At 60.0% G+C, this 20,031-nt stretch carries 14 protein-coding genes; 8 read left to right on the top strand and 6 right to left on the bottom strand.

Going from position 1 to position 20,031, the window contains the following annotated elements; translation table 11 throughout:
* Positions 1–9 precede the first annotated feature (9 nt).
* The 3 genes from DES53_RS24065 to DES53_RS24055 all read left to right on the top strand — a co-directional run bounded on the left by DES53_RS24065 (position 10) and on the right by DES53_RS24055 (position 3,811).
* Positions 10–1,347, top strand: coding sequence for a DUF1501 domain-containing protein (locus DES53_RS24065; protein WP_113960879.1), 1,338 nt, complete (start codon positions 10–12; stop codon positions 1,345–1,347).
* A 35-nt stretch (positions 1,348–1,382) separates the two neighbouring features.
* On the top strand, positions 1,383–3,014 hold the full coding sequence (locus DES53_RS24060) for an IPT/TIG domain-containing protein (RefSeq protein ID WP_147263580.1): 1,632 nt from the start codon (positions 1,383–1,385) through the stop codon (positions 3,012–3,014).
* A gap of 113 nt (positions 3,015–3,127) precedes the next feature.
* Positions 3,128–3,811, top strand: a complete 684-nt coding sequence (locus DES53_RS24055; protein ID WP_113960877.1) for a hypothetical protein — start codon at positions 3,128–3,130, stop codon at positions 3,809–3,811.
* 94 nt (positions 3,812–3,905) lie between these two features.
* Here the strand turns inward: DES53_RS24055 and hemL are convergent, their stop codons facing one another.
* From hemL to DES53_RS24040, 3 genes are all read right to left on the bottom strand, one after another.
* Complete coding sequence (gene hemL / locus DES53_RS24050) at positions 3,906–5,192, bottom strand: glutamate-1-semialdehyde 2,1-aminomutase (protein WP_113960876.1); 1,287 nt, start codon at positions 5,190–5,192, stop codon at positions 3,906–3,908.
* Between the two features lie 60 nt (positions 5,193–5,252).
* A complete protein-coding gene (locus DES53_RS24045; protein WP_147263579.1) occupies positions 5,253–5,663 on the bottom strand; it encodes a leucine-rich repeat domain-containing protein in 411 nt (136 codons plus the stop codon).
* A 76-nt stretch (positions 5,664–5,739) separates the two neighbouring features.
* Positions 5,740–10,023 (bottom strand): serine/threonine-protein kinase, encoded by a 4,284-nt coding sequence (locus DES53_RS24040; protein WP_245958249.1) that lies wholly within the window; start codon positions 10,021–10,023, stop codon positions 5,740–5,742.
* Between the two features lie 165 nt (positions 10,024–10,188).
* On the opposite strand from DES53_RS24040, the gene recJ reads away from it, so the two are divergent.
* Positions 10,189–11,907: a single-stranded-DNA-specific exonuclease RecJ gene (gene recJ / locus DES53_RS24030; RefSeq protein WP_113960872.1), complete on the top strand. Its 1,719-nt coding sequence runs from the start codon at positions 10,189–10,191 to the stop codon at positions 11,905–11,907.
* A 47-nt stretch (positions 11,908–11,954) separates the two neighbouring features.
* Positions 11,955–12,992 carry a methyltransferase gene (locus DES53_RS24025; protein WP_245958248.1) on the top strand — a complete coding sequence of 346 codons (1,038 nt, stop codon included), beginning with the start codon at positions 11,955–11,957 and terminating at the stop codon, positions 12,990–12,992.
* Between the two features lie 14 nt (positions 12,993–13,006).
* Here the strand turns inward: DES53_RS24025 and DES53_RS24020 are convergent, their stop codons facing one another.
* The 3 genes from DES53_RS24020 to DES53_RS24010 are packed head-to-tail and all read right to left on the bottom strand — an operon-like array spanning position 13,007 to position 17,123.
* Positions 13,007–14,194, bottom strand: coding sequence for an AGE family epimerase/isomerase (locus DES53_RS24020; RefSeq protein ID WP_113960871.1), 1,188 nt, complete (start codon positions 14,192–14,194; stop codon positions 13,007–13,009).
* 40 nt (positions 14,195–14,234) lie between these two features.
* Entirely contained in the window at positions 14,235–16,460 is a 2,226-nt protein-coding gene (locus DES53_RS24015) for a M60 family metallopeptidase (RefSeq protein ID WP_113960870.1), read from the bottom strand.
* 57 nt (positions 16,461–16,517) lie between these two features.
* A complete protein-coding gene (locus DES53_RS24010) occupies positions 16,518–17,123 on the bottom strand; it encodes a helix-turn-helix domain-containing protein (RefSeq protein WP_113960869.1) in 606 nt (201 codons plus the stop codon).
* Positions 17,124–17,214: 91 nt separating this feature from the next.
* Between DES53_RS24010 and tdh the strand changes: the two genes are divergently transcribed.
* The 3 genes from tdh to DES53_RS23995 are packed head-to-tail and all read left to right on the top strand — an operon-like array spanning position 17,215 to position 20,007.
* Positions 17,215–18,243 carry an L-threonine 3-dehydrogenase gene (tdh, locus tag DES53_RS24005; protein WP_113960944.1) on the top strand — a complete coding sequence of 343 codons (1,029 nt, stop codon included), beginning with the start codon at positions 17,215–17,217 and terminating at the stop codon, positions 18,241–18,243.
* A gap of 8 nt (positions 18,244–18,251) precedes the next feature.
* Entirely contained in the window at positions 18,252–18,773 is a 522-nt protein-coding gene (locus tag DES53_RS24000) for an ATP-binding protein (protein ID WP_113960868.1), read from the top strand.
* A 37-nt stretch (positions 18,774–18,810) separates the two neighbouring features.
* Entirely contained in the window at positions 18,811–20,007 is a 1,197-nt protein-coding gene (locus tag DES53_RS23995; RefSeq protein WP_113960867.1) for a glycine C-acetyltransferase, read from the top strand.
* Positions 20,008–20,031: the final 24 nt, after the last annotated feature.

Genomic DNA, 20,031 nt, shown 5'->3' with positions numbered 1-20,031 from the left:
ACCCCGTTCATGAGTTTCTTCAAGACCAACTGCAATGGCCTCGGCCGCCGTGACTTCCTGCAGGTCGGCTTCGGCGCGTTGGGTGGTCTTGCCTTCACGGATATCCTCACGCTGAGGGCTCAGGCAGCCCAGGCACGGGGCAAGGCGAGCCCGGACCAGATCAATTGCATCTTGGTGTGGCTGGACGGTGGTCCCTCGCACTACGAGACTTTTGACCCGAAGCCAGACGCGCCGCAGGACATTCGCGGAGACTTCAAGTCCATCCCGACGTGCGTGCCCGGCGTGCACTTCAGCGAGACGGTTCCCCTGCTGGCGAAGACCTTCAACAAGTTCAGCGTCGTCCGTTCCATCTGCCACAAGGATCCGAACCATGGCGGTGGCAATCACTACCTGATGACGGGCTCGCCCACTCCGGTTCCGGTGGGCTGCGGGGCGTTTGTGAGCTTCCATCCTTCCTTCGGATCGATGGTGTCCCATCAACGTGGCGTGCGCGGAGGATTGCCCGCGTACATGAGCCTGCCCAGTGTCTCGCGCTCGGGTGGTCCGAACTTCCTCGGTGCGCAGCATGCCCCCTTTGTGATTGGCGGGGACCCAAGTGCCAAATCTTTCCGCGTGCGCGACGTGGCCATTCCAGAAGGCATCAGCGAAGGGCGCGCGATGAATCGCAATGACCTGCGCGCCTCGCTGGATCGCATGCAGCGCATCCACGAGCAGGTGGCGGAGGATCCCACCGTGGGCTTTGACCAGTTCTACCAGCAGGGCATGGAGCTCGTGACCTCGCCCACGGCACAGGCTGCCTTTGATCTGAGCAAGGAGCCGGAGAAAATCCGTGAGCTCTACGGGAAGAATGATTTCGGACAGCGCCTGCTTCTTGCACGTCGTCTGGCGGAGGTGGGTGTGTCTTTCACCGTGGCGTATTGGGGTGGTTGGGACCATCACCGCGCCCTCTTCAAAGGCTACAAGGACAGCTATGCGGACAAGCTGGATCGCGGTTTGAGCGGCCTTATCACGGACCTCGATCAGCGCGGCATGCTGGACAGCACGCTGGTGATTTGCCTTGGAGAATTCGGTCGCACGCCAAAGGTGAACAAGGATGCGGGCCGCGATCACTGGCCGGGAGCCATGAGCGTGCTCATGGCAGGCGCAGGCATTCCCGGCGGACAGATTGTGGGCGCCACGGATCCGAAGGGTTACTACGCCTCCGAGAACATCTATTCACCTGAGGACTTTGCCGTCTCGCTGTACACGAAGCTTGGTGTCGATCCGCATCAACTCCTGCACACCAGCACGGGGCGTCCGGTGCATCTCGTGAATGGCGGCAAGCCGATCAAGGAACTCTTCGCGTGAGGCTCTGCGTGGGAGTGCGTGTGCATCGTTGGTTGATGGGACTTGGAGCACTGGCTCTCTCGGCTGGAGTTTCTTTGCGTGCGGAGGTGCCTACTTTGCAGGCGCTATTCCCTGCTGGCGGCCAGGTGGGCTCCACCTTCACAATAGCCGCCAGCGGGAAACTGGATGACAAGGCAACGCTCTGGACGGAGACTCCCGGTCTCACGCTCACACCATCCGGCAAGAAACGGGAGTGGAATGTCTCCCTCAGTGCGGAGACGAAGCCAGGGCTCTACCTGATTCATGCCGTGAATGAAGATGGCGCCTCCGAGCCGCGCTGGTTCAGCGTGGGCACATTGCCGGAGATCACAGAATCCGAGCCGAATGACGCCTGGGAGAAGCCACAGGTGCTGCAGCAGATGCCTGTGTGCATCAATGGCAAGCTCGACAAGGGTGGCGATGTCGACGGATACTCACTCAAACTCCGCGAGGGCCAGACTCTCGTGGGCATGGTAGAGGCGTACACACTTGGCTCCGGCGTCGATGTGATGGCGCATGTGGTGAACGAAGCCGGTGAACGCGTGCTCACCGCCAGTGACGGACGGAATCTGGATCCTGTCATTGTCTTCAAAGCACCCAAAGACGGGCGCTACATGGTACAGATCGCCGGTTTCTCCCACCCTCCCACCGCGGATGAACGCTTCACGGGGAGTGCAACCATGGTGTATCGCCTGCATCTCAGCAGCGGTCCGGTGGTGACACAACTCTTCCCTGCCGCGGTGATGAAAAGTGGGAAGACAGAGCTGACACTGCATGGCCACAATCTTGACCAGAGCAAGTTGAAGACGACAATCGACAGTGCGCAGCTTCGCAACATTGAAGATGGCACTGCTCAAATTTCCCTCCCCAATACCCTCGCCCCCCTTCAGATCGTGCTTTGCGACAAAGCTCCAGCAACCGAGAAGGAGCCGAACGATACCAAGGAACAAGCGACACCCGTGGAAGCTGGATGCATGGGTGGCCGAATCACAGGCAAAGAGGATGTGGACCGCTATGCCATCACGCTGAAGAAAGGCGATCGGATGGGGGCACGCGTGTGGTCGAAAGAGCTCGGACTGCCGCTGGATTCCCTGCTGAAGATTGAGGGGCCGGATGGCAAGTTTTCCTCCACCTCGGATGACTCCGGAAATTCGCCTGACCCCCAACTCCAATGGAATGCACCAATGGATGGGGTGTATCAGGTCATCGTATCTGATCTCTTTCACAAGGGCAGCGATGATGCGTCCTATGTGCTGGAGATCGGACCACCGCAACCCGGCTACAGCGTAGCACTGGCAGATGCCAAGCCCATTGTCCTCACCGCGGGAAAGACCGTGAGCCTCAAAGCCAAATTCAACTTCCGCAATGGCTTCAAAGGACCACTTGCCGTGCGCATGGGCAATCTACCTACGGGTGTCTTCTGTCCGGAAACGCCTGTGCCTGAGAAGGGTGGAGAAGTGGAATTGAAAATCCAGGCCGCGGCCAATGCTTCTGCTGCCAGCCAGCCCGTCAACGTAACGATCTGGGACAAGTCTGACCCGCCCAAGTTTCAACGTGTGGAGGGCCCGCTGCGAGGGGAAACCCTGCGAGGGACGTCACTGCGCGACTCGGGGCCGACGATCTGGCTTACTGTAAAGGCGGGGCAGTAATTTTGGAAGCGCGCAGTGCATGCTTTCGGGAGCCATGCCGCAGCTGAGGTCTCCAAGCTCGGCAGCTCTCATTCCGTACTTGTCCAAAGACAAACTTGGACACATTCTGGCTTATGCCAACCACCCTTCAGAAAGTGGTAACACTGTTCGCTCTGATTGTTTGGATGCCGGGAGACATTGCCGCCAGCCCAGAGTCAGAAGTCAAAATTGGCACGGCATCGATAAGCGGACGAATCACTGTCCTTGGATTGATAGATGCCCTTCACGATCAAAGACTGGACATTCCTGAGCGGAAGAAGTTTTACACATTCTACCTGAGGCAGCAATTAGACGTGGCAGGCTTGACCGACCTTGAAGCACTGACGCAAGCACATGCTCAGGGTGTCGAGCGAACCATGAAAGCGGTGGGTGAAGCCAAGCTGGACGCGGTCAGCCGGGCCATGCGCACCCCTTACGAAAAGCCTTTTACCGATGGCTCCCAAATTCAGATATCAGAATCCGAGAAGAAGGCGATCAAGGAGTACTTCAATCGCAACTACACCGCAGGCAACACGGCTATGAGAAGCGGCTCAACGGACTCCCTGACCAAAATCGATTTGGGCACAATCATGCTCGGCAATATGCGAATTTGTCTCGACGGTTGGGCCTCTGGCCGTGTGGTGCCCGAGGCCTCAAATCCAAAACTATTTCACCTGGTCGTCGCTTCGCTTGAAAAGACCATTTCCAGACTCTCGGAAGATGAAACCATGATCAATGAAGCCTGGAGAGAAGCCGTCTCCTATTGGCTGAAAAAATAGCGTTTCAGCGCGGTGCCAAGGGATGGATGGCGCGATGAAAAACGCGCCATCCGATATCATTGCTAGAGTCCCACCTCGTGAAGCGCCATTCTTGCTATAGTGCCAGCAACGCCTCCCTCACCACCTCCGCCGTGCGCGCCAGATCTTCCGGAGCATGAGCAGTACTGATGAAGCCGGTCTCGAACTGCGAAGGGGCAAAATACACGCCCTTGTCGAGGCAGTGGTGGAAGAACTTGCGGAAGGAGACGAGGTCGCTCGTCTTGGCATCCGTGAGATTACGCACCGGGGTCTCAGTGAAGAAGAGGCAGAACATGCTGCCGACGCGGTACCACTGGTAGTTGCGCCCGGTTTGCTTGAGGGTGTCGAGCACGGCTTCTTCCATGATGGCGCCGAGTTCGTCGAGGCGCTTCCAGCCCTGCTGCTTCTCCATTTCACGGAGTTGGGCGAGGCCGGCGGCCATGGCCACGGGATTGCCACTCAGGGTCCCGGCCTGATACACGGGACCGTCCGGCGCGAGCATGTCCATGATGTCCTTGCGACCACCAAAGGCGCCGACGGGCATGCCACCGCCGATGACCTTGCCCATGGCAGTGAGATCCGGGGAATAGTTCTCCAGTTCCTGCACACCGCCTTTGGCAACGCGGAAGCCGGTCATCACTTCATCGAAGATGAGTACCGCACCGTGCTTCTGGGTGATCTCACGCAGCTTTGCCAGGTAGCCCGGCTGCGGGAGGATGAGACCGGCATTCGCAGGATAGCTCTCCACGATGACACCGGCGATCTCATGCCCCATCTTCTCAAAGCATTCTTCCAGTGCGGCCACGTCATTGTACGGCAGCACGGTGGTGAGGTCCGCATAGGCGGCAGGCACACCGGCGCTGTCCGGTCGGCCGTGAGTGAGCGCACCACTGCCTGCCGCAACGAGCAGCCCATCCGAATGGCCATGGTAACATCCATCAAATTTCACAATCCGGTCACGACCGGTGAAGCCACGCGCGAGGCGGATGCAGCTCATGGTGGCCTCCGTGCCGCTGTTCACCATACGCACCTTCTCCACGCCGGGCACCCACTCACAGATGAGCTTGGCCATCTCCACCTCGTAGGGGTTGGGAATACCAAAGCTCACGCCATCCTTCGCTGCATTGTGGATGGCCTCAATCACCGGCAGCGGGGCATGTCCCAGAATGGCAGGGCCCCAGGTGCCCACGTAGTCGATGAGTTCCTTGCCATCCACGTCCCAGATGCGGCAGCCCTTGGCACGGCGCACGAAGAAGGGCTCGCCGCCGACATTGCGAAACGCGCGCACGGGGGAGTTCACCCCGCCGGGGATGTATTTCTTGGCAAGGGCGAAGAGGCTGGTGGAAAGCGGGCCGTTGGACATGCCTCATGATTAGCGACAAGTCGCCGCGCCACAAGTGAAGGCATTGCCGGACTCCGCAGGCTATCTCCGCCCGAAATCGACGTAGGGCAGGTCCTTTCTCAGCGCTGTCATACGGTTGGCATTGAGGGTTTCGAGCTGATAGATGGAGATCACCTTGAGCCCTGAGACCCTGCGGATGTATCCCGTCCCGAGGTCGGTGCACATGCGCACATGAACGGTGAGGCGGGTGATCTTGCGCATGTTTTCCAGACCGGCCAGGCCACCATCTGTCATACCGGATGCAGCGACGTTGAGTTCGTCCACGTCGGCGAGTTTCATGCTCAGCGTCTTGAAACCCGCATCCGTCAGGCGTGTGTAACCCAGGTCGAGCTTGATCAGACCGCGGAGTGTCACCAGCCTGATCAATCCATAGTCCGTGAGATTCGGGCACCGGTGCAGAGTCAGAATCTTCAGCCCCTTCAGGGCAGCCACACCATCCATCGAGCCGTCACTGACGGGGGCATAGCTGAGATCCAGTGATTTTTCTCACACGGCCCGCAGGGCTCGCTCAAGGCTGAGATTGAGGGGCTCTCACCTCATCATACTCCTTCCAAAACTCAGCGGTGGTCTTGTCTGCAATGAAGTTTTTCGAACCGCCGTCATACGCCAGCCTCTTCAAGTTCGGAAGCTTGCGGAGCAGTTCGATGTTTCGCGCGTCCCGGGGAATCGAGAGCACTTCGAGTGCGGGAAAGTTCAGCAGGGGGGCGACATCCGTCACGTTTTTGCACTTGGCGAGAGCGAGCATTTTCAACGGCATACCCTCCAGCAGAGAGAGGTCGCTGAACTGCGAACCGTGGACGGTCAGACACTCCAGCCTCATGCCCCGCAGCGGGCTGAAGTCGGTGGCCGGTGATCCTGAGAGCCAGAGCTGCGTGAGCGGCATCCCTTGCAGTGGGCTGAGATCGGTGACCGGATTGCCGCCAATGTGGAGATAACGCAGCGGCAAACCGCGCAGCGGCGATAGATCCCTGACCTTGCATGCGCTGAGGTGAAGCCGGCTGATGGAGTCCCCTCCCTTGAACATGGAACAGTCGCTGAATGCCGACGGATTAATGAGGACACTCCATGTTCCGTCGTCAAGTTTGAGTGCATTGTAGCCGACGTTGGCGTCTTGGAGAGCCGACTTCCAGGGCAGTGCAAAATCCTCCCAAAACTGTTGCGCAGGCTTGTCGGGTTCACCCTGGACGTTTTCCGTGTAACTGATGCGTTGCAGCCTGGTCAGGACGCGGAGCGCGGTGACGCCTTTTATCTGATGCGGGAAGGTGAGCATCTCGAGATCCTTGCAATCCAGAAGCGGTGACAGGTCCGTAAGGGCCGCGCAGCCGTGCACTTTCAGAAAGGTCAGAGGTGTGCCACGCAGGGGTTCGAGATTGGCAACCTTGGAGCGGGCGATGAAAAGTCTCTTGAGGGGCATGCCACGCAGGACCGAAATGTCGGTGAACGTACCCTCGGTCGCCTGAAACTCCTGAAGCGCCATGCCCTGGAGTGGGCTGAGATCGGGAATATCGAGATGGCCGATCTCCAGCCTCCTGAGAGGCAGGCCGCGCAGCGGGGTGAGGTCCTTGACTTGCGTGGCATCGATGCGCAGGGCACTGACCGGCGCCCCTGCGAGAGCCGTGACATCCTTCAATTTCGAGTTGCCGATGTCGAGATCCCAGGTGCCGTCGTCCAGCGCCTTCATGCGCCGGATCGCGCCACCCGCAGCGCGCAGCCTGAGCGAAAGGTCATACATCTTCCAGAACTCGTCTGCGCTGGAAGCAGGCAGATCCGTGCGGGAGAGATTGAAGGCCATCAGCTGCAACCTGGTCAGCTTGCGCAGTGCCTCGATATTCCCAGCCTCGATCGGCACGGTCAGTCTTTCCAGTGTGGGCATCTCCGCGAGCACGGCCACGTCCGCTTTGCTATGGCAGCCGTCTACATAGAGCTCGCGGAGCGGCAGCCCCTTGAGCGGAGAAAAGTTGGTGACTTTCGGGCAGGTCAGCTTGAGATGCGCAAGAGACATCCCGCTCAACGGCGCCAGATCCACGAGCGACTCGCTCTCCACGGAGAGTTCGCTGATGGGCGCGCCCTTGAGAATCGAGAGATCCGTGATCGGCTGCCTGGTCATTTCCAGCCTGTAGGAACCGGTGGGCAGCTTGGTAAGCGTGAACTTGATTCCCTTCCTGCGCAGTGCCGTAACCAATGCCTGCTCACGGTCCCAATCCTGCCAGAAGATATCCTTCGCTCCGGTGGCCGCGATGCCCATCCGGTTCATGACCGTGGCTCCAAGCTGGCGCAGGTTGGGAAGCAGGCGCAGAGAGCCGATGGCCGCGAGATCGTCATCCGGCAACTCGCGAAACTCGGAGGGAAGCAGGAGAAGCTCCAGCGTCTGGATTTCTGAGAGCACCTTGTAGTTGCGCGCGTTCACGCATCCCCAGAGCGTGAGTTCCTTGAGCGGCTTGCCACGAAACACCGCCAGGTCAGTGACGCGGTTGTGCTGCAGGACGCACTTCTCCAGCGGAAGCCCGGCCAGAGGCGAGAAATCCAACACCGGAGTAAACGACAAATAGATACTCTTGATCGGCAGCCCGACGAGCGGCGACAGGTCGGACACTCGCGTACGGTCGAGATCCAGCACTTCCAGCGGCATCTTCCGAAGCGGGTTCAAGTCGCGGATCGGACAGTCACGAACGATGAGACTTCTCAGCCGCAGGGAGCTGAGCGCGGCGAGGCTGGTGACCTTGCTGCCGGAGAGATTCAGCTTCTCCAGCGTACGTATCTCGCTCAGTGGGGTGAGGTCCGCCACGCGGGTTTCGGCGACGTTCAGCTCAATCAGTTGAAGATCGCGCAAGGGCGAGAGGTCAGTCAGATCTCTGCATTTGGACAGATCGAGTGTCGCGAGTGGCGCCGTGGCGAGGGGAGACAGGTCGAGCACCTTGGTATCGCTGAGATCCAGCGCGAGGCGTCCATCCTCGCGCACGGTGAGACGATCCTTGAGCGGCTTTTCCGCGGAGACGGGCAGGTCCTTGAGTCGTGCGAGCCAGTAGTCGACGAGCAGCTTTTTTTCATCGCCGAGCATTCTGGCCACGGGCATGATCTCCGCCGCGGGCCGCTGCTGCTGCTGCATGGCGAGATGCAGCTTTGCCAGGTTCTCCCGGCTGAGTTTGCCGCCGCCGCTGGACGTTGCGGCGAGCAACTCGTCACACAGATTTGCGGAGGACTCCGCGCGCATGAGGTCAGGCTGCAGGCTCAGGGCTTCACGATACACGGTGGCAGCCTCTTCAAGCTTGAGCTGGCACTGGAGCAGGTCTGCCTTCGCCAGGAGATACTCCGCCACATCCGGCCGCAGTTTGATGGCGTAATCGAGCTTCTCGATGGCTTCGCCGAACTTCTCCTGCGCCACCAGCGCGCGTGCCTGCTCCGCGAAGGCCGGGGCTGAATCGCGCAGTTCGTTCAGAGCTCGATTCGCCCGCACCGCCTGCCAGGTGCTCATCACCGTGGCGGCCACCAGCACGGTGGCGATGGCGGCGGCGACATGCAGCGCGGCTCTGTTCCGCCGCGCGAACTTGCGGAACTGGTAGCCCATGGTGGGTGGTGTGGCGCTAACCGGTTCATCGGCCAGAAAATGGGCGATGTCCTGGGCGAGGCTGTTCGCGGTCTCGTAGCGGCGCGTGCGATCCTTGTCGATGGCCTTCATCACGATCCAGTCGAGGTCGGGCTCCACCAGCCGATCCAGCTTCGCTGGCTCGACGTGGCGTGCCTTCGCCGTGAGCGTGCGCTCCTCGCCGAGCAAGGTGCTGAGGCGTGAGGAGGGCTTCACCGGCTCGACCTCGCGGATGATGCGCCGCATTTCCTCATAGCCGGCGGAGAGCAGGGACTTGCTGTCGAAGGGAGGTTTGCCCACGAGCAGCTCGTAAAGCAGGATGCCCAGGGCGTAGATGTCACTGCGTGTATCGATATCCACGGCGCTGAGGCTGGCCTGCTCGGGGCTCATGTACACGGGCGTGCCAATGAACTGCTCGAAGCGGGTGAAGAGGGTCTTGTCCGTGAGCTTGGCCTGCGTGGCCTTGGCGATGCCGAAGTCGATGACCTTCACCACCGGCTTGTCAGCATACAGAGTGATCATCACGTTGGAGGGCTTGATGTCACGGTGGATGATGCCCTTCTGGTGCGCGTGATTGATCGCGGCGCATACGTCGCGAAACAGGACCAGCCGCTCGCGCGTGCCCAGTCCGGCCTCATCACAGTACTGCGTGATGGGCAGCCCCTTCACCAGTTCCATGACAAAGAAGGGACGACCTCGATCCGTCGCACCCGCGTCGAGCACCTTGGCGATGTTCGGGTGGTCCATCATGGCCAGCGCCTGGCGCTCCGCCTCGAAGCGCGCGATGACCTCCTTTGTATCCATGCCCAGCTTGATGATCTTCAGCGCGACGCGCCGGGTCACCGGCTCCACCTGCTCCGCCATCCACACCGTGCCGAAGCCGCCCTCGCCTATCTCCTGCAATAGCTTGTAGCGCCCAATGCGTTCACCAGGCTTCTCTGGAGCGGGTAACTCGTGGGGTCGGGCTCGGGGGCCGGGAATGATCTGGATGGTGGCATCGAGTTGGCCCGAGCCGTCACCCTCATTCACGGATTCTTCCATGAACTCGGCTGGCATGGATGCATGAGCCTCCAGCAGAGCCCGAACCTCGGCATGCAACGCTGCATTTCCTCCGCAGGCCGAGACAAGAAACGCCTCACGATCTTCCGGCGCATGATCCAGGGCAGCGACAAGAAGACGCCCGGCCTCATCTGGCGGCTGGGTGGGCATTGGAGACTCCATTTCACCCCCACATGCGAAAATGAGCAACGAAAAGGATCAGATTTTCTCCAAGCATGGCCTGAAACGCCCAATCTGAAACAAAACCCATGGACGACGTCCATGGGTCCGCTAGCATCCGTGCAAATCGAGTTTCACGCTGCCACGTCCCCTTAGATGTCTTCCGTCCCTGCCCCCCTTTGGTCCTTGCAATGTCCAGATGCCGCCGCTGTGCAGGCGCTAGCCCAAGGGCCGCTGGGAAGGGAGCTGAATCCGCTGCTGCTGCATTTGCTGGCACTACGCGGTCATGAAGCCGAAGCCGTCGCACGGACCTTCCTGAATCCACGTCTTTCCGATCTCGGAGATCCTTTCGTGCTGCCGAACATGAGTACGGCGGTGGAGCGCATCTTCCAGGCTGTCGACAAGAAGGAAAGCGTGGTGCTCTACGGTGACTACGATGTCGATGGCGTGACTTCCATCACCCTGCTCACCCACACGCTGCGGGCATATGGACTGGATCCCCGTGCCTTCCTTCCCCTGCGCATGGAGGAGGGTTATGGCCTCAGTCTTGATGGCATCGCGCGATGCTTCGAGCGGCATGGGAAGCCAACCCTGCTCATCGCGCTTGATTGCGGCACGGGCTCAATCGCAGAGGCAGATTGGCTGAAGGCGCACGGTGTGGACTGCATCATTGTGGATCACCATGAGCCCACCCCCCGGCTGCCGGAGTGTGCCGCGCTGGTGAATCCCAAGCTGCGGGGCGAGAGCGGCCCTTTCACGTATCTGTGCACTGTGGGGCTCGTCTTCAAACTGGCGCATGCGCTGCTGAAGACCCGTCGCCTGGACCACTTTGATCTCAAGCACCACCTGGACCTCGTCGCCATGGGCACGGTGGCGGATCTGGTACCGCTGAAGGAGGAGAATCGTGCACTCGTGCGCAAGGGCTTGGATGTGCTTGGTGCAACCCGTTGCGTGGGATTGAAGGCGCTGAAGGACATCACCGGGCTGGATGGTTTCGTCCAGGCCCATCACATTGGCTTCCGTCTCGGCCCGCGCCTCAATGCGGCTGGAAGGCTGGACACCGCGCAGACGGCACTGGATCTTCTCCTCTGCACGGATCCCAAGGAAGCCAATGAGTTCGCCAACCTGCTGGACCTGCACAATCGCGAACGGCAGGAGGTGGAGAACACCGTCCAACGCGAGGCTCAAGCCATGCTCGCCTCCGAGCCGGAGCTCGCCGAGGGCGAATGCATCGTGCTCGGCTCCCGAGGATGGCATCCGGGTGTGGTGGGCATTGTCGCTTCACGGCTCATGCGTGAATATCATCGCCCTGTGCTGATGCTGGCCTTTGACGATCACGGTACGGGCAAGGGCAGCGGACGCAGCGTGCCAGGCATCTCGCTCGTGGCTGCGCTGGACGGCTGCCGTCATCTGCTGGACAAAGGTGGCGGCCACCCCATGGCGGTGGGTGTCTCTCTCAACGAGAGCAACCTCGTCGCCTTCCGCGCTGCGATGATTGAAGGAGTGCGCTCGCAGATCCGCTCGGATGAGCTGGCCCCGCGATTGCATCTGGATGCGGAGATCCGGCTCGCGGATCTCGCACCGGCCTTCTTCGATGGCTACGCGCGTATGGAGCCCTTTGGCATGGGCAATCCAGAGCCGGTCTTCCTGTGCCGCCGCGTGGAGCCAAACCTTCCCGGCCAGGTGCTGAAGGAGAAGCACTGGAAGCTCATGCTGCGCCAGGGCAAGGAGATGCGTCCCGCCATGTGGTTCAACGCACCTGTAAAGGACGCTCCCCCCCCACCCTGGGATGTGGCCATCAAGGTGCAGCGCCACTCCTGGCGTGGCCAGGTCTCCTGGCAGCTCATGATTTGCGAGGCACGGGCGGCAGAATAGCGGCAGGCCTGCACTTCCCGCTTTCCTCCGGGCGACTTCGCGCTTCCATGCGCGACATGCCGCTAGACCTCACTGCCGTTCCCTCCACGGATCCCATCCGCGCCTACCGCTATCGCGATGGGCTGTATGCCGCTGACTTCATCACCGCCGCGGTGGTGCATCTGGACTTCTTCACGTGGCTGCACGCGAATCCTTCCACAAAGGATGGCATCGCTGCGCACTTCGGATTCACCGAGCGCCCGCTGGATGTGCTGCTCACGCTCTGCGCGGCGAATGGCTTCGTGGAAAACCGTGATGGAACCTACCACGCCACACCTACAGCGGTGGAGCATCTCACAAGCGCCTCGCCGTGGAATCTGAAGCCCTACTACGCCTCCCTAAAGGACCGGCCGATTGTAAAGGACTACCTGCAGGTGCTGAAAACCGACAAACCCGCGAACTGGGGTGGAGACAAGGCAGCGCTGGACTGGCACAAAGCCATGGAGACGGATGAGTTCTCCCGCAGCTTCACCGCCGCCATGGACTGCCGCGGTATCTACCTCGCGCAGGCGATGGCGAAGAAGGTGGACCTCACCGGACGCAAGAGACTGCTGGATATTGGTGGCGGCAGCGGCATTTACGCATGCTCCTTCTGCGCGCATCATCCGCACCTGCAAGCAACCGTGCTGGACCAGGCACCGGTGGATCGCATTGCGCAGCGTTGCATCGATGAACGTGGCTTTCACGACCGTGTGTCCGTGGCCACAGGCAACATGTTCAAGGATCCGCTGCCGGCCGATTGCGACGTACACCTCTTCTCCAATGTGCTGCACGATTGGGGCATCGCCGAGGTGAAAGAGCTTCTCGCCATCTCGTACAAGGCGCTGCCCGCAGGTGGATTGCTCATCATCCACGATGCCTTCATCAATGCGGACAAGACCGGTCCCCTTCCCGTGGCGGAGTATTCCTCGCTGCTGATGCACTCCACTCAGGGGAAATGCTATTCCACGCAGGAGTATGCGGACCTGTGCCGTGAGGCGGGATTCAAGCCGGGCGCCTATCAGGACACCGCGGCGGATCGCGGGTTCATGGTGGCGACCAAGTAGGCGCGCTTATTTGACTACGCTGGCGGCGCCTCTGCCGCCAGCATGCCATGGCACATCCAGAGGGCGCGGGGATGGTGGAAGAAGCTCTTCCAGAGGTTCCCCTTGGTCGTGGTAGAGCGTGAACCATCGCGATTGAGGTAACCAAACCACTCACCGTGTTGCGCGTCGGCGAAGTGCTCGAAGCTCCAGAGACGCACGCGCTCATGCCACTCTGCATAACGTGGCTCGCCGGTCAGTCTCCAGGCCATAAGGGTGGCGATGAGCGCCTCATCATGTGGCCACCAGAACTTCATGTCGTGCCAGTACTCCTGCACCGGCTTCCCGGCGGCGTCGCGATAGTAGAAGATGCCACCGTGCTCAGCATCCCAGCCACGAGCCCACATCCAGTCCAGCATCTTGCAGCCCAGCTCCACGAAGCGTGACTCCCTGCGCAATGCCCCCTCCTGCATGATAAACCACGCGGCCTCCATGGCATGCCCGGGATTCAGGAGACGCCCGTCGAAATGGTCGACGAGACTGCCATCTGGCGCGACGTTCTCCATCACGCACTGCAATTCAGGCCGGACGAAGAGCTTCTCAATCTCCTCAATGCAGCGATCCCGCCAGCTGCGCAGCATGGCATCATCTCCCAGATTGGTGGCAAGCTCTTGCGCAGTGACCAGCGTGATCATGCGCGGCCCCATGCCGATCATCGGTCGCGTGCCCGTGTACTTTGGCGGCATGAGGCCGGGGGTGAAATTCCACTTCACGAAGAGATCAAACAACGCTCGAGCCCGCTCCGCAGATACAGCATGACCTGTTGCACGCGCATGAGCGGCATAAGCAATGGCCGTGAAACTCTCGCTATAGGCATAGCGGCGTTTCCGGATTGGCTGGCCCTCACGGGTGACGTGGAAATACATCCGCCCGAGCGGATCACTCCTGTCCACGCCATGATGCTCCAGGAAGCGCAATCCACTCTCACCCCACGCCAGCCATTCCAGTCGTGACTCGAGGGTGTTGAAAAGCGTGAGCAACATCCAGCTCATGCGCCCCTGTGCCCACACGGACTTGTCCGTGTCGAGCACCGAGCCGTCCGCATCCACACAGTGCAGGAAGCCCCCATGCTGCGTATCGACACAGCGGGGAAACCAGAAGGGCATGCAATCGCGCAGCAATGCGTCGCGATAGAAGGCGGCAAGTCTGGTGGTGTCGAGCGGCATGAATATTTGACCGCGTCACTATGACACCACCGAATCCTGTTCACATCTCTTTTGGCATCCACGCTTCGAATTTTGAAACCTCCGCCTTCGCACTGGAGCTTACCGGGATGCCCCATGCATCGAAGAAGGGTCCGAGGTTCTTGTTCACGATTTTTGAATATCGGACGAGAAATTGATCACGACGCTCGTCATCATTCTTCGGCGTGGGGCCATAGCTGCTGTCGGCAAAGCTGTGCAGGTATTTTTTCCAGCTGTCCCAGCCGAATCCTTGCACGAGCTGGATGTAGGTGGTGAGCGCCAGGAAGGGGTCTGCCTTCCATGCGGCCCACTTGTCCGAGGCGGCCTTGATCTTCTGCACATTCTTCTTACGCGATTCCTCGCTGATGGCGGGGTGACCGATGAGCCAGTCCTTCTGCAGCACGGCGTGGTAGCAGTACATGCCGATGACATTGTTCGTAACCTCGCCCGTACCCGCAAAGGTGAAAGTGTCCCGTTGATGATTGTGCCCAATCTCATGGTAGAACCCCCAGCCCGGAAACTTGATCCGTCCATACGTCACCATCTCCATCGCTTCCGGGACGTGAATCATGATGGGGTACCCGGAATGCATGAAGCCAGCACTGATTTGCACGTCCGCCACCATGCGCTCGGGGCGTTTACGTTCGGCGGTCTGGTTGCTCACATCATCCTGCGCCTCCACCACCCTTTTCCAAAACGCCATGAGCTCCGTGGGATTCTTCACAGTGCGGGCCACTTCGGAGGGCACGGAAAGAATCACCTTGTCACAGGCCAGCTCTGCCCAGGGTGCCGGGCGACTTTTGATCTCATTGTTCCACTTTGCGTCATCATCCTGCCCCAGTACAAACAGAGGCGCGGCGATGCCCCCCTTGATGCCCGCGGAGAAGGGCGCATCACTCGAAGCGCGACCCGGCACCTCGATGTAGATTAGACCACCAAACGCGCTTGCAGCTTTGGTCTCGACAGACTCAAGCGCGACGGACTTGGTGATGTCCGGTGCACGGGACCAGCTATCGAGGTGATACAGCGTGTCCGAGTGGCAGCCGATACGCACCGCATATCCCTTGCCTGTGAGATTTGCAGGCAAGGTCACAGTGATAGGTTCGCCAGCGACGGCATACAACCCCGTGCTGGTCCAACCCGGGATTCCCGGATTCACCTTCACCTCTTGCGTGATGCGCGCTGCATCCGCCGGAGCCTTTCCGGGGAACGCTGCATGCGCAGGATGTGCCGCAGCGGCGCTGCCCGGTGCGAGACGCAGCACCCGTGTCTCCATGCCGAGGCGAAGGCGGTCCGCGGGATTTTTGACTTCGGTGAGGGGTTCCGCCTTCGTCGGCACAGGTGTGGCACTCCCCATGCCTCCAATCGCTGCGACCACCGCATCACGCAGGTTGTTGCGATCTGGCGGCTGGGAGGCCAGAGCCACCTGGATGGCGCTCATGCCCTGCTTCAGCTCTTCCGCCGAGGGTGCAGTACCCCCGCCACCTTGCTTCTTGATTGCAGCGATGGCCACGGAGGCATTCATCATGGCCGGCAAATCGGCGCGACCTTGGAACGATGGCAGCTGATCAAAGGCACTCATGTCCGTGATGGCAATGCCTGCCGGCATCAGGGCTCGATTCACGCCATGCGCCACGGCGAGGTTCTTTCCACCGCTGGTCTGCTCAAAGGCCCAACCTGTCATGCCTGCCACCACACCACCACCCTCTTTCACCCACGCTGCCAGCGCCTCCCCCTCTGCGGGATCCGTCACGGCCTGGATGTTGATGATGATGACATCGAAGTCATTCAGCGTCTTCTTCTCCAAAGGCCCCGTGAAGGCCTTCGTGGAGTTGAAGCCATGCTCCTTGTAGAAATTGACTGCGTTCACCTGCTTGAGCCCGACACGTGGACTGGCCTTGCCTCCAGCCCACTTCACGCAATTCTCCATCAGCTTCGCATGGTCACCGCCTTCGCTGCCCGTGAGGTAGCTGTTGTGCCCAAAGAGAATGACACGTCCCTTTCCATATCCCGCTGCGGCAGCCACGGCGAGCTCTGCTCCCTGACGATCCGGTGCGGAGAGGATGGGAAACGCCATGGTGCCCCAGATCGCTATCGGACCCGGCGCACCTGTCTTGGGCACGGAGCCTACGCCTTCCAGGATCTTGGCGCGTTCCGCTTTGACGAGTTCCGGCGGCATCTGCCCGGAAGCCGTGGCGCCCAGTAGACAGGCGACAGCGAGGAAGTACTGAGGCAGCAGCAATTTCATAGGAATGAGGAGGAGCGTTTGAAAAAGCGAAAATGAAACAGGTAGCGCCGGCGATGTTCACCGGTAGATCACCACGAGAAACACCACGGCCTCGCTGCGGCCAGCATTGACGATCGCGTGTGGGACGTCGGCACGATAGTTTGACGAGTCCCCATGGTGCAGGAGTTCGTTGTCTCCGCCGGACTCCACTTTCACCTGCCCCTTTACTACCGTGAGGAACTCACGCGTGCCTTCAAAGTGCGCCTGGCTGCGCAAAGCACCCTCCGGCTGCAGGGTCACCTCATAAAACTCCACGTCCTTTTCCAGATTCAGCGGGCTCAGCGTGCGAATCCGACAATGATCATCGGAACGATAGTGATAAGCACGGTCCGCATTGCGAATGACACGGATGCCGGACGTGGCACCCGGGGCACCAATCAATTCCCCAAGGCTCAGCTCAAACGCCTGGGCGATGCGCAGGGTCACGGCCAGCGTGGGATTGGCCTGCTCGCGCTCAATTTCGCTCAGCATCGACTTGCTCACGCCACTCGCGCCCGCCAGCGCCTCCAGGGACCAGCCACGCTCCGCGCGCAGTTGTTTCACCCGATTCCCAAGATGGCGGCTGATGGCCTCTGCGGGTTCGGCGGCGGGTCGGGGAACGGACTTGGCGGATTTCCTTGGCATACAATAAACCGGATTTTTGTCTTGCATGCCGGAAATGGCAATCCAAAATGTTGGAAATTTCATCCGGCATGCCGGATGCACCGCTTCACTCATGAAAGCCCTCGTCAAAGCAAAGTCGGAACGCGGCCTCTGGCTGCAAGACGTGCCCGAGCCCACCATCGGCATCAATGATGTCCTGATTCGGGTGCACAAGACTGGCATCTGCGGCACGGATCTGCACATCTACAAGTGGGATGCGTGGGCACAGCGGACCATTCCTGTGCCCATGGTCGTGGGACATGAGTTCGTGGGCGAAGTCGTGGAAGTGGGCTCAAACGTGAGCGACTTCCACCCCGGCGAAATCGTCAGCGCGGAGGGACACGTGGTGTGTGGCCGCTGTCGTAACTGCCTCGCGGGACGTCGTCATCTTTGCAAAGATACCGTAGGCATCGGCGTGAATCGGACCGGAGCCTTCGCCGAATACATCAGCGTGCCCATGACGAATGTGTGGCACCATCGGGATGATGTGGACAAGGAAGTGGCTTCCATCTTTGACCCCTTTGGCAATGCCGTGCACACGGCGCTCGCGTTTGAGGTGCTGGGAGAAGATGTGCTCATCACCGGTGCAGGGCCCATCGGCATCATGGCGGCCGCAGTGGTGAAGCACGCTGGCGCCCGCCATGTGGTGGTAACAGATGTGAACGACTACCGTCTTGATCTAGCGAAGAAGATGGGTGCGACGGTGGCCCTCAATGTGACTCGCGGCAGCCTGGCCGATGTGCAGAAGAAGCTCGGCATACGCGAAGGCTTCGACGTGGGTCTCGAAATGAGCGGTAACCCACAGGCCTTCCGCGACATGATCGACAACATGTGCCATGGCGGACGCATCGCCATGCTCGGCATTCCCTCGGAGCAGATTGCGATCGACTGGACGAAAGTCGTATTCAACATGCTCACCATCCATGGTATCTACGGTCGTGAAATGTATGAGACCTGGTACCAGATGACGGTGATGCTGGAGACTGGGCTCGATATCAAGCCGGTCATCACGCACCGCTATCACTACACCGAGTTCGAGAAGGGCTTCGCCGCCATGGAGAGCGGACAAAGCGGCAAGGTAATCCTGGACTGGCAAACTTAAGGAGCTTTATGAAAGCGAAGAAGTACTTGATTGTTGGTCCGCCCGGAGCTGGCAAAAGCACGCTGCTAAGCTGGCTCCCAAGCTACGGAATTTGTACGGTCGTCGATTTGGAAAATATTGGCGGTAAAGAGAACTACGCCCTGCCTACCGCACAGCAGCATGAACGTAACAAACGAGTTCAGTTCTTGGAGATTTTGGAGAAGACCGACTTTAAACATCCTCTCTTTGTTGGATGCGCTGACCTCGATCCCAATCCTCTCGTGACAAGATTTGAGATCATCTTTCTATTTCACTCTGACAAGGAGCAATATCTCAGCTGGGTTGAAAAAAGAAACTTGGCTCGAGGCGACAAGAGAGGCCAATCAGAAGAGATAAACTATGGTCACATGCTCAATTTCCGAGCGCGTCAAAAACACAAATTTGAGTTTGAACCGGCTCGTTTTAAGGGCAACCCAGGCAAATTAGCGTCTGCAGTATGGCAAGAAATTGACCCAAAGCTTCTGCATCGTTGGCCAACGCGCCCCAGCTGAGCGCCCGTAGCGAACTACAACTGCTTCATTTCTCAGTATGAGTACCACTCAACAATTTCTTACACATGTCTCCACGCAACTTGAAAACATCCGTGAAGCGGGCACCACGAAGCGCGAGCGTATCCTGACCACCCCGCAGGGCTCCCTCGTCCGCGCCAACGGTGGCGGCGCTGTGCTCAACCTGTGCGCGAACAACTACCTCGGCCTCGCTCAGCACCCCTCCGTGCGACGTGCGGCACATGAAGCGCTGGAGCACTGGGGCTACGGCCTCGCCAGTGTCCGCTTCATCTGTGGCACCCAGCAGGTGCACAAGGAACTGGAGGAGGCGCTCAGCCATTTCCTGGGCACGGAGGACACCATCCTCTACTCCTCCTGCTTTGATGCGAACGGTGGTCTCTTTGAAACGCTGCTCGGTCCCGAGGACGCCGTGATCAGTGACGAACTGAATCACGCGAGCATCATTGATGGCATCCGCCTCTGCAAAGCGAAGCGCTATCGCTACAAGAACTCCGACATGACGGAGCTGGAAGCGCGGTTGCAGGAAGCGGATGCCGCGGGCGCGCGGTTCAAGCTCATCGCCACGGACGGCGTCTTCTCCATGGATGGCACCATCGCACCGCTCAAAGAGATCTGCGATCTGGCGGACAAGTATGGCGCGCTCACCATGGTGGACGACTCGCATGCCGTGGGCTTCATGGGCAAGCACGGTCGCGGCACGCATGAGTTCCGCGACGTGATGGGCCGCATCGACATCCTCACTGGAACGCTCGGGAAAGCACTGGGCGGCGCCTCCGGTGGCTACACCAGCGGACGAAAGGACATCATCGCCCTGCTGCGCCAGCGCTCGCGGCCCTATCTTTTCTCCAATACTCTGGCGCCCTGTATCGCCGGTGGGTCCCTCGAAGCATTGCGACTGCTGGAGGCATCCACCAAGCTGCGCGACCAACTGGAATCCAACACGCGCTACTTCCGCGAAGCGATGACCATGGCCGGGTTCAATACCGTACCCGGTGAGCATCCCATCGTGCCCATCATGCTGGGTGATGCCGCCCTGGCGACGAAGTTCGCCGATGCCATGCTGAAGCGCGGTGTGTACGTCATCGGCTTCAGCTACCCGGTGGTCCCGGTGGGCAAGGCACGCATCCGCACCCAAATCAGCGCTGCACATACGAAGGCGGAATTGGAACAAGCAGTCACCGCCTTTGTCGAAGTGAAAAAGGAGCTGGGTGTGTAGCACCACCGCAAGGCCCATATCACC

It is taken from the genome of Roseimicrobium gellanilyticum, assembly GCF_003315205.1.
Classification (GTDB): domain Bacteria; phylum Verrucomicrobiota; class Verrucomicrobiia; order Verrucomicrobiales; family Verrucomicrobiaceae; genus Roseimicrobium; species Roseimicrobium gellanilyticum.
The sequence above is the reverse complement of the archived record's forward strand: the minus strand, read 5'-3'. Positions and strand labels throughout refer to the sequence as shown.